The sequence below is a fragment of the Micromonospora sp. D75 genome, assembly GCF_018070405.1.
Classification (GTDB): domain Bacteria; phylum Actinomycetota; class Actinomycetes; order Mycobacteriales; family Micromonosporaceae; genus Micromonospora; species Micromonospora chalcea.
Genome location: NZ_JAGPXV010000147.1, coordinates 1 through 10389, shown reverse-complemented (window position 1 = coordinate 10389; position 10389 = coordinate 1). Strand labels below are relative to the sequence as shown.

Here is a 10389-nt window from a genome sequence, read left to right as displayed (position 1 = left end):
GTTGAACCCGCCGGTGAAGATCGTGGTGACCGCCGGGACGAGCGTCGCCACGGCGAGGGTCACGCCGGCCAGGTAGGGGCCGCGCAGCCGGGCCGCGGCCAGCCCGACCACGAGTCCGCCGAGCGCGGTCACCGCGACCCCCGCGAGCAGCGACGCCGGCAGCGTCCACCACCCGCGTACGGCCCGCTCGTCGAGGGCCTGCTGGGTCAGCGCCACGGTGTACGCGCCGGTGGCCATCAGCGCGCCGTGCCCGAGCGAGAGCTGGCCGTTGAGCCCGACCAGCACGGTGTGCCCGGCGGTGACGCAGAGGAACGCGCAGACGCGCGCCACCTGGAGGTTCTGGTACGGCGCGAGCTGGTTGGTGACCAGCACGACGAGCGTGCCGGCGAACACGGCCACGGCCAGGTGGCGCAGCAGCGTGGAGCCGCGCGGATCGCGTCCGGCCGGCGCGCCGGGCAGCAGCCGGCGCAGCGGGGACGCCGTGGCGGGCGCGGTCTCGGTCGGGGTGGTCGTCACACGTGCCTCGCTCTCGCCGCGGAGAAGAGCCCGCCGGGGCGGACCAGCAGGACGGCCAGCAGCAGCACCAGGACGGCCAGCGGGGTGGTGTCAGGTCCGAGGTAGCCGGTGACGTAGGACAGGATCAGCCCGACCAGCAGGCCGCCGACGACAGCGCCGACCGGGCTGTCCAGGCCGCCGACCACGGCGGCGGTGAACGCGATCACGAAGACCAGGTCCATGGCGTGCGAGTGCAGGCCGAGTCCGGTGGGGACGACGAGCATCCCGGCCAGCGCGCCGACGGCGGCGGCGAGCGCCCAGCCGAGCGTGAGCATCCGGCCGACGCTGACGCCGAGCAGCCGGGACACCTCGGGGGCGAACGCGGCAGCCCGCATCCGCAATCCGATCGGGGTGCGGGTGAACAGCACCGCGAGCAGCGCCACCACCGTCAGCGCCGCGCCGAGCACCCAGAGGTCGTACGGGGACAGCGCGGCCACCCCGGCGATGGTGAGCGCGTCGGTGTCGAACGGCGCCGGGGCGGGACGGTACTCGTTGCCGAAGATCATGCCGAGCACCGCCTGGATGACGAGCACCAGGCCGAGCGCGACGATCACCTGGTTGAGTGGCCCGCCGGGCCCGGCGAACCGCATCAGCACCCGCTCCACCAGCGCGCCCAGGGCCAGTCCGGACAGGATCGCGGCGGCCAGGCCGAGCCAGTACGAGCCGGTGGCGGAGACGACCGCGTAGCCGACGTAGGCGGTGGCCACGGCCATCGCGCCCTGGGCGAAGTTGACCACCCGGGCGGCCCGCCAGATGAGCACCAGCGCGAGCGCGAACGCCGCGTAGACCGCCCCGGCGGCGAGCCCGTCGAAGGTGAGGAACCAGAACCGCTCCATCCGCGACCCCTTCCTAGAATCCGAGGTACGCGTGCCGGAGCTGGTCGTCGTCGCGCAGCCGGGCGGCCGGCGCGGCGATCACCACGCGCCCGAGCGACATGACGATGCCCTGGTCGGCGACGGAGAGCGCGCTGCGTACGTTCTGCTCGACCAGCAGCACGGTGAGCCCCCGTTCGTCGCGCAGCCGCCGCAGCAGCGCCATGATCTGCGCGGTGACCTTGGGCGCCAGCCCGAGCGACGGCTCGTCGAGCAGCAGCAGCCGGGGCCGGGCGATCAGCGCGCGGCCGATCGCGAGCATCTGCCGTTCGCCGCCGGAGAGCTGGTGTCCGGCGTGGTCGCGGCGGCGGGCCAGCGCGGGGAACAGCTCGTACACCTCGTCCTGCGCGCGCCGGGCGTCGGCCCGGTCACGCCGCCACAGCCCGCCCAGGCGCAGGTTCTCGGCCACGGTCAGCTCGGTCACCACGCCGCGCCCCTCCGGCACGTGCGCCAGCCCGCGCCGGACCAGGTGTTCCACCCGGACGCCGCGCAGGTCCTCGCCCGCGTACCGGATCCGGCCGCCGGTGGGCCGCAGCAGGCCCGAGAGGGTACGCAGCAGCGTGGTCTTGCCCGCCCCGTTGGCGCCGAGCACGGCGGTGACGGTGCCGGCCGGGACGGTGAACGCGACGTCGCGCAGCACCGGCACCGGGCCGTAGCCGCTGCTGAGCGCCTCCACCTCCAGCACGGCGGTCACGGCGTGCTCCCCTCGACCGGCACGTCGGCGCCCAGGTACGCCTCGGTGACCCTCGGGTCGTCGCGGATGCTCTCCGGCGCCCCGGCGGCGATCACCTTGCCGAAGTCGAGCACCACGAGGTCGTGGCAGACGGACATGACCAGGTCCATGTGGTGCTCGACGAGCAGCACGGCGCAGCCGTCGGCCCGGTCGGGCAACGCGCGGACCAGGTCGGCCAGCTCGGCCACGTCGTCGGCGCCGAGACCGCCGGCCGGCTCGTCGAGCAGCAGCAGCCGGGGGCGGGCGATCAGCGCGCGGGCCAGCGCGACCCGCTTGCGTACCGCATAGGGCAGGGTGCCCGGCGCGGCGTCGGCGTGCTTGTCGATGCCCAGCTCGGCGAGCAGGTCCAGGGCCTGGGCGCGCAGCCGGCGCTCGTCGTTGTCGCTGCGCGGCAGGCCGAACAGCGCGGCGGCGAAACCGGCGCGGGCGGTGTGACTCGCGCCGGCCACCACGTTCTCCAGCACGGTCAGCCCGGTGAACAGGCCGACGCCCTGGAGCGTGCGGGCGATGCCGAGCCGGGTGAGGGCGTGCGGGCGGGGCCGGAACGGCCGGCCGTCGAGCGTGAGCGACCCCTCGGTCGGCCGGACGAAGCCGCAGACCACGTTGAACAGCGTGGTCTTGCCGGCGCCGTTGGGCCCGATCACGCCGACGACCCGGCCGGGCGGTACGCGCAGCGAGACGTCGTCGAGGGCGACCAGGCCGCCGAAGCGTACGCCGACGTGGTGCAGCGCCAGACCCTGATCGTCGGCGGGGGTGGCCGGTGGGCTCATCGTCACCTCGTGCCGGTCGACGGAGCGCGGAAAAACTAATTACACCGGGAGTGTACTTTTCCCTGCCGCCGCGTCAATGCCCAGACGATCACGGTTCATTTCCCGGGGTTATCGGCCTCCAACGTGCACTGTCGGTGTGATCATCCCGCCATCCGGTCGCGGGCGCGGCGCAGGAACGTCTGCTCCGCCGCGTTGCCGGTGCCGGCGATCGCCGCGTCGTACGCGATCCGGGCCTGCGCCGGACGGTCGAGGCGGCGCAACAGGTCGGCCCGGATCGCGTGCCACACGTGGTATCCGGTCAGGTCGAGCCGGTCCACTTCGGCCAGAGCGGCCGCCGGTCCGCGTACCTCGGCCAGCGCGACCGCCCGGTTCAGCGCCACCACCGGTCCCGGCGCGACGGCCGCCAACTGGTCGTAGAGCGCGAGGATCTGTCCCCAGTCGGTCGCGGCGGCGGTCGGCGCGTCCGCGTGCACCGCGCCGATCGCGGCCTGGAGCTGGTACGGGCCGGGCCGGCCCCGCCGCAGGCACCGGCGGACCAGTTCCTGGCCCTCGGCGATCAGCTCCCGGTCCCACCGGCCACGGTCCTGCTCGGACAGCGACACCGGCGCCCCGTCCGGCCCGGTCCGGGCGTCCCGGCGCGCCTCGGTGAGCAGCATCAGCGCGAGCAGGCCGAGCGCCTCCGGCTCGTCCGGCATCAGCGTCACCAGCAGCCGGCCCAGCCGGATCGCCTCGGCGCCCAGCTCGGCGCGGCCCAGCCGCTCCCCCGCGCTGGCCGTGTGCCCCTCGTTGAAGATCAGGTAGACCACCGCGAGGACCCCGCGCAGCCGGTCCGGCAGGTCCGCGTCGCGCGGCACCCGGTACGGGATACCGGCGTCGCGGATCTTCGCCTTGGCCCGGACCAGGCGCTGCGCCATCGTCCGCTCCGGCACCAGGAAGGCGCGCGCGATCTCGGCGGTGCTCAGGCCGCCGAGCAGGCGCAGCGTCAACGCCACCCGGGCGGGCGCGGCGAGCGCCGGGTGGCAGCAGGTGAAGATCAGGCGCAGGCGGTCGTCGGGCACGGGCCCCTCCTCGGCGGGCGGGTCGGCGGCGTGCAGCAGGGCGGCCTCGGCGTGCCGGGCAGTCCGGGTGGCCTCGCGGCGCAACCTGTCGATCGCCCGGTTCCGGGCGGTGGTGATGATCCAGCCGGCCGGGCTGGGCGGCGGCCCGTCGGCGGCCCAGCGCGAGACGGCGATCGTGAACGCCTCCTGGACCGCCTCCTCGGCGAGGTCGATGTCGCCGAGGAGACGGACCAGGACGGCCACCGCGCGGCCGTACTCGGCCCGGAAGACCCGTTCGACGTCGGTCATCCCTCGCCCTGGAACGGGCGGACCTCGATCGGCAGCGTGGTCGCCAGCGCGTACCGGCGGCCCCAGTCCAGCGCGGCGTCCAGGTCGGGCGCCCGGATGATGGTGACGCCGCCCAGGTACTCCTTGCCCTCGGCGAACGGCCCGTCGGTGACCAGCAACTCGTCACCGGCCGGGCGCAGCACGGTGGCGGTCTGCGGGTCGTGCAGGCCGTTGCCGAACACCCAGCACCCCGCCTCCCGCAGGTCCCGGCCGATGGCCTCGACCTCGCGCATCACCCCGGCCAGGAACTCCGGGTCCGGGCGTCCCTGGCCGGCCGGCTGGTACATGCTGATCAGGTACTGCTTCATCGGCTTCTCCTCGTCACCGGACGGCCCCGCGCCGCCCCTTCACCCTCCACACGAACGGCTGACGCCGGTTTCGACACGCCGGGCCGGGTGAATCCGGCCAGGAGCGGGGTACGCCGCCGCGTGCGCCGCCACCGGGTCGTCGTCGTGGGCGCCGGGTTCTCCGGTCTGGCCTGCGCGCTCGCGCTGGACGCGGCGGGCGCGCAGGTGCGGATGCTGGAGGCCCGGGACCGGGTGGGCGGCCGCACGCTCAGCCGACCGCTACCAGGCGGCGGCTGGCTCGATCTCGGCGCGCAGTGGATCGGCCCCACCCAGGACCGGATGTACGCGCTCGCCGCCGCGTACGGCCTGGCCACGTTCCCCTCCCCCGCGCACGGCGCGGCGACGCTGCTGCTCGGCGCACGCCCGGCCACCGGGGAACCGCCGGGGCTGTCCGCGCTGCTGGGCACGCTCGACGAGATGGCGGCCGGGCTCGACCCGGCCGCGCCGTGGCGGGCGGACGGGGCGGCACTGTGGGACCGGGTCACGTTCGGCGGCTGGCTCGACGCGAGCGGGGCCGACCCGGTCACCGCCGGGTACGCGGGCCGGATGCTCGCCGGTGGCCTGCTGGCCGCCTCGCCGGACGAGGTCTCGCTGCTGCACATGCTGTTCTACCTGCGCAGCGGCGGCGGCACCCGGTCGCTGCTGCGCATGGCCGGTGGCGCCCAGCAGGACCGGATCGCCGGCGGCCCGGCCGCGCTGGCCGAGCGGATGGCCGCCGCGCTGCCTCCCGGGAGCCTGCGCCTGCGCGCGCCGGTGGACGGCGTCGCGCAGGACCGCGACGGGGTGCGGGTGCGCTGCGGCGGCGAGACGTACCGCGGCGACGCGGTGGTGGTCGCGCTGGCGCCGACGCTGGCCGGGCGCATCCGGTACGACCCGCCGCTGCCGCCGCTGCGCGACGGGCTGACCCAGCGGATGCCGATGGGCGCGGCGCTCAAGGTCCACGCGCTCTATCCGGAGCCGTTCTGGCGGGCCGACGGCCGCTCCGGCGTGTCCAGCACCGACACCGGGCCGCTCACCGAGACGGTGGACAACTCGCTGCCGGACGTACCCGGTGGGATCCTCACCGCGTTCAGCTACGGCGCGCAGGCCCGGGCGCTGCGCCGGCTGCCGGAGGGCGCGCGCCGGGACGCGCTGTGCGAGGCGCTCGCCGCGATCTTCGGCCCGGCCGCCGCGCGCCCCGACGACCTCGTCGAGTACGACTGGTCTGCCGACGAGTGGACGCGCGGCTGCTTCTGCGGCGTCCTGCCGACCGGCGCGTGGTGCGCGTACGGCCCGGAACTGCGCACGCCGGTGGGCCGGGTGCACTGGGCCGGCACGGAGACCGCGACCCGGTGGAGCGGCTACCTGGAGGGCGCGGTGACCGCCGGCGAGCGCGCCGCCGCCGAGGCGCTCGCCCAGCTCGGCTGAGCACCCAATTCAGTGAGATTCTTCGATGCACTCTATTGAAAAGTTTCTCCGCCCTGTGCACTAATGACGACAGTTCCTTTCGTCATACTCCCGCCGCCGGAGCGCGGCAACCCCCAGGGAGGACAGATGCACAGATCGATCCGATCGGCGCTGCGCGCGGCCGGAGCCGCGCTGCTCGCCACCGTCACCGTCGCCGCCGCGGCCCTGTCCGCAGCGGCACCCGCCTCCGCCGCCCCGGCCGGACTACCCGGCATGGACGTGTCCAGCTACCAGGGCAACGTGAACTGGTCCGGGGCGTGGGCCAACGGCGCCCGGTTCGCCTACGTCAAGGCGACCGAGGGCACGTACTACACCAACCCGTACTTCGCCCAGCAGTACAACGGCTCGTACAACGTCGGGATGATCCGCGGCTCGTACCACTTCGCCCGCCCCGACACCACCAGCGGCGCCGTCCAGGCCAACTACTTCGTCGACCACGGCGGCGGCTGGTCGAAGGACGGGCGGACGCTGCCCGGCGCGCTGGACATCGAGTACAACCCGTACGGCGCGACCTGCTACGGCCTGAGCCAGGCGTCGATGCGCAGCTGGATCGCCTCGTTCGTCAACCAGTACTACGCCCGCACCGGCCGGTGGGCCACCATCTACACCACCACCGACTGGTGGAGCACCTGCACCGGCAACACCTCGCAGTTCGCGGCCAACAACCCACTGTGGATCGCCCGCTACGCAAGCAGCGTCGGCACGCTGCCGGCCGGCTGGGGCACGTACTCGTTCTGGCAGTGGTCCTCCTCCGGGGTCTTCCCCGGTGACCAGAACGTGTGGAACGGCTCGCTGGACCGGCTGCGCGTGCTGGCCTGCAACGGACCCTGCTGACGCCGGCCCGGGCGTGGCGGGCGGTGCCGGTCCCGCCACGCCCGGCCTTACCTCACCCCACGAGGAGGCTGCGATGTCTGTTCCCGTCCACCGGCGGACCGTGCTGCGCGGCGCGGTCCTGCTCGGCGCCGCCGCCGGCGTCGGTGCGCTGACCCAGATCGGCTCCGGCCCCGACGCGCGGGCCGCTGCCACCCGGGTCGACCAGCCGACCATCGCCAACTGCGCGACCTGGGGCGCCCGCCCGCCCTCGTCGCCGGTGAGCGTGGTGGCCAGCCGGCCCAACAAGATCATCGTGCACCACACCGCGTTCCCGAACACCACCGACTACAGCCTCGCCCAGGCGTACCGGAACTCCCGCGACATCCAGAACCTGCACATGGACAGCAACGGCTGGCTCGACTCCGGGCAGCACTTCACCAACAGCCGGGGCGGCTACCTGACCGAGGGCCGGCACGGCAGCCTCTACGCGCTGCTGCACGGCCAGACCATGGTGCAGGGCGCGCACTGCGTCGGGCAGAACAGCCAGGCCATCGGCATCGAGAACGACGGCATCTACCTGGATGTGCAGCCGCCCCAGGCGCTCTGGAACAGCCTGGTGACGTTCTGCGCGTTCACCTGCCAGCAGTACGGCATTGCGCCCACCGAGATCTACGGACACAAGGACTTCAACGACACGCAGTGCCCGGGCCTGCTGCACGACCGCCTGCCGGAGCTGCGCCGTACCGTCGCCGCTCGTCTCGGCGGCTGACCACGGGGGTACGCGGGACGCCCGGGTGCGACGGGCGTCCCGCAGCGCGTCAGCGCTCGCTTATATAAGCCGAGTCTGATACAAAGGTGTCGTGCACGCCTTCGACGTTCTCGGCGACCCGGTCCGCCGCCGGATCCTGGAACTGCTCGCCGACGGTGAGCAGCCCGCCGGGGCGCTCGGCGAGACCGTGCGGCGCGAGTTCGGCATCAGCCAGCCCGCCGTCTCGCAGCACCTCAAGGTGCTGCGCGAACACGGCTTCGCCACGGTGCGCGCCGACGGCACCCGCCGGCTCTACGCCGTGGACCCCGGCCCGCTGCGCGAGATCGACGCGTGGCTGGACGGGTTCCGCCGCTTCTGGACGCCGCCACTGGCCGCGCTCGCCACCGAGCTGGCCCGGGGCCGCCGCGAACGACGGCTGCGCGCAGACGACACCGACGACGAGAGGACCGAACCATGATCGACGTGACCGGACAGATCAGCGCCGTCGAGCGCCGCATCGGCGACCGTACGCTCCCCGCCGGGCAGGCGCGGGTGCTCACCATCGCCCAGACGTACGACGCGCCGGTGGACGACGTCTTCGACGCCTGCACCAACCCGGAACGGATACCGCGCTGGTTCCTGCCGGTCTCCGGCGACCTGAGCCTCGGCGGCCGCTACCAACTGGAGGGCAACGCCGGTGGCACCGTCGAACGCTGCGACCCGCCGCACGGCTTCGCCGCCACCTGGGAGTTCGGCGACGAGGTGAGCTGGATCGAGGTGCGGCTGCGCGAGGCCGGCCCCGGGCGTACCCGCTTCGAGCTGGAGCACGTCGCGCACGTCGACGACCAGCGGTGGGCCGAGTACGGCCCGGGCGCGGTCGGCATCGGCTGGGACCTGGCGCTGGTCGGGCTGGCCTCCCATTTCGCGGCCGACGGCACGGGCGTCGACCCGGCCGCCGCAGCCGAGTGGATGGCCTCACCCGAGGGCCTCCGTTTCGTCACCGAGTCCAGCAGGAGCTGGACGGAGGCAAGCATCGAGGCCGGCACCCCGGCCGAGGAGGCACAAGCCGCGGGCGAGCGCGTCACCGCGTTCTACACAGGCGCCCCCACGCCCTGACCCTCCTCTCCCTCCCTCTCCCCGCCCTCCCCCGCCCTCTCCTCGTCGATCTTGCGGTTTGGGCCCTCAGAATGTCCGTTTGACGGAGTTTGCGGGGCACCAAATCGCAAGATCGACGGGTTCGGTCGAGCTCTTCGAGATCTTGGAAGGAAAGGGTCGCCATAGGAGCCTTTTCCTTTCAAGATCTCTTTGCATCTCGTGATGTGGAGCAGGCCTCTCCAAGCTGGACATCCGTCGTTGTCCCGGCGGAGATGCGGGTGATCGTTGCAGGGGCGAAACGCGGCGGTGGGATGTCGGTGGGGTGGGGCAGACTGCGGGGCATGCCGATCCGTTCCGTCGCCGACCTGACCGCCGCGCTCGACACCGGCGCGACGTTCAAGTATCTGCGCTTCTGGGGGCACCGGCCGCAGCGCGACGGCAGTGTCGGCGCGGGTTGCCTGAGCCAGTGGTGGCCGGCGGCGTTCACAGTGGACGGCCGGGAGTTCGCCACCGCCGAGCACTGGATGATGTGGCACAAGGCCACACTCTTCGGTGACCACGCGGTCGCCGAGCGGGTGCTGGCCGCCGGGCACCCGCACCGGGCCAAGGCGCTCGGCCGGCAGGTGCGCGACTTCGACGAGGCGACCTGGGCGGCCCGCCGCTACGAGATCGTGGTGGCCGGCAGCGTGGCCAAGTTCGCCCAGCACGAGCCGTTGCGGCGGTTCCTGCTCGGCACCGGCGACCGGGTGCTCGTCGAGGCCAGCCCGACGGACCGGGTCTGGGGCATCGGCCTGACCGCCGACGACCCGCGCGCCGCCGACCCGGCGACCTGGCGGGGCGACAACCTGCTCGGCTTCGCCCTGATGGAGGCGCGCGCCCAGCTCACCGGCCAGAGGGGGTGACGTCTGACCTCGGGCGGCAGGTGCGGGTAACGTGCTGCGGCGTGACCCCGTACTCGCACTGCTCCTTCTGCGGCGCGGCCTACCCGGCGGGCGCCGGGTGGCCGCGGGGCTGTTCCGCGTGCGGCGAGACGGTGTGGCGCAACCCGCTGCCGGTCGCGGTGGCGGTGCTGCCGGTCCGCACGCCGCAGGGGCTCGGCGTGGTCGTGGTGCGCCGCGACATCGAACCGGCCCGGGGGCTGCTGGCGCTCCCGGGTGGCTTCGTCGAGTACGGCGAGGAGTGGTCCGAGGCGCTCGTGCGGGAGCTGCGCGAGGAGACCGGGCTGCTGGCCGAGGCCGGCGAGGCGCGGCTGTTCGCGGTGCACGGCGCTCCGGCTGGCGGCACCATGATGGTCTTCGGGGTGCTGCCCGAGCGGGCTATCGGTGACCTGCCGCCGTCGGCGCCGACCGAGGAGGCCACCGAGTGGCTGGTGCTCACCGATCCGGTCGAGCTGGCCTTCTCCACGCACACCCGGGTGCTCGCCGATTTCCTCGCCGGGCAACGCCCGCTCTGACCGGACCGGCCCCGGCACCGTGCGGCGCGGTCAGCCGCGGGCCGGAACCGGCTGGGGTGAGAACGGCACGGCGGCCGGCGCCTCGATCTCCGGCTCGCCGGCCGGGTGCCGCCACAGCCCGCGCCGCCGCAGGATCGGCAGCACGCCCTCGCCGAACCAGTACGCCTCCTCC

Annotated in this window: 12 protein-coding genes and 2 pseudogenes; 7 read left to right on the top strand and 7 right to left on the bottom strand. The window is 74.1% G+C overall.

What is annotated here, in order from left to right:
- The 6 genes and pseudogenes from KBX39_RS11810 to KBX39_RS11785 all read right to left on the bottom strand — a co-directional run.
- Positions 1 to 516 (bottom strand): annotated as a pseudogene (locus KBX39_RS11810) (branched-chain amino acid ABC transporter permease); the annotation flags it as partial.
- Positions 513 to 1391: a branched-chain amino acid ABC transporter permease gene (locus KBX39_RS11805; RefSeq protein WP_043323502.1), complete on the bottom strand. Its 879-nt coding sequence runs from the start codon at positions 1389 to 1391 to the stop codon at positions 513 to 515. The gene KBX39_RS11805 and the pseudogene KBX39_RS11810, both read right to left, overlap by 4 nt.
- 13 nt (positions 1392 to 1404) lie before the next feature.
- Positions 1405 to 2121: an ABC transporter ATP-binding protein gene (locus KBX39_RS11800; protein ID WP_210870450.1), complete on the bottom strand. Its 717-nt coding sequence runs from the start codon at positions 2119 to 2121 to the stop codon at positions 1405 to 1407.
- Positions 2118 to 2930 carry an ABC transporter ATP-binding protein gene (locus tag KBX39_RS11795; protein WP_210870448.1) on the bottom strand — a complete coding sequence of 271 codons (813 nt, stop codon included), beginning with the start codon at positions 2928 to 2930 and terminating at the stop codon, positions 2118 to 2120. Before KBX39_RS11795 ends, KBX39_RS11800 begins: the two co-directional genes overlap by 4 nt.
- Positions 2931 to 3070: 140 nt before the next feature.
- Positions 3071 to 4276 (bottom strand): RNA polymerase sigma factor, encoded by a 1206-nt coding sequence (locus KBX39_RS11790; RefSeq protein ID WP_210870446.1) that lies wholly within the window; start codon positions 4274 to 4276, stop codon positions 3071 to 3073.
- On the bottom strand, positions 4273 to 4623 hold the full coding sequence (locus KBX39_RS11785; protein ID WP_210870444.1) for a YciI family protein: 351 nt from the start codon (positions 4621 to 4623) through the stop codon (positions 4273 to 4275). The genes KBX39_RS11790 and KBX39_RS11785 overlap by 4 nt, the downstream gene beginning before the upstream one ends.
- Here KBX39_RS11785 and KBX39_RS11780 point away from each other — a divergent pair.
- From KBX39_RS11780 to KBX39_RS11750, 7 genes are all read left to right on the top strand, one after another.
- The gene (locus KBX39_RS11780; RefSeq protein ID WP_312247086.1) at positions 4582 to 6069 is read left to right on the top strand and encodes an NAD(P)/FAD-dependent oxidoreductase; all 1488 of its coding nucleotides are present in this window, start codon (positions 4582 to 4584) and stop codon (positions 6067 to 6069) included. The genes KBX39_RS11785 and KBX39_RS11780 overlap by 42 nt on opposite strands.
- A gap of 126 nt (positions 6070 to 6195) precedes the next feature.
- Positions 6196 to 6942, top strand: coding sequence for a lysozyme (locus KBX39_RS11775; protein ID WP_064445705.1), 747 nt, complete (start codon positions 6196 to 6198; stop codon positions 6940 to 6942).
- 73 nt (positions 6943 to 7015) lie between these two features.
- On the top strand, positions 7016 to 7690 hold the full coding sequence (locus tag KBX39_RS11770; protein WP_187693201.1) for a peptidoglycan recognition family protein: 675 nt from the start codon (positions 7016 to 7018) through the stop codon (positions 7688 to 7690).
- 91 nt (positions 7691 to 7781) lie between these two features.
- Entirely contained in the window at positions 7782 to 8147 is a 366-nt protein-coding gene (locus KBX39_RS11765) for a helix-turn-helix transcriptional regulator (RefSeq protein ID WP_069088507.1), read from the top strand.
- Entirely contained in the window at positions 8144 to 8785 is a 642-nt protein-coding gene (locus KBX39_RS11760) for an SRPBCC family protein (protein WP_064445702.1), read from the top strand. The genes KBX39_RS11765 and KBX39_RS11760 overlap by 4 nt, the downstream gene beginning before the upstream one ends.
- Positions 8786 to 9105: 320 nt before the next feature.
- A complete protein-coding gene (locus tag KBX39_RS11755) occupies positions 9106 to 9666 on the top strand; it encodes an NADAR family protein (RefSeq protein WP_247660101.1) in 561 nt (186 codons plus the stop codon).
- A gap of 41 nt (positions 9667 to 9707) precedes the next feature.
- A complete protein-coding gene (locus KBX39_RS11750) occupies positions 9708 to 10217 on the top strand; it encodes an NUDIX domain-containing protein (protein ID WP_210870442.1) in 510 nt (169 codons plus the stop codon).
- 30 nt (positions 10218 to 10247) lie between these two features.
- Here the strand turns inward: KBX39_RS11750 and KBX39_RS33270 are convergent.
- Positions 10248 to 10389, bottom strand: a pseudogene (locus tag KBX39_RS33270) (alkanesulfonate monooxygenase); the annotation flags it as partial.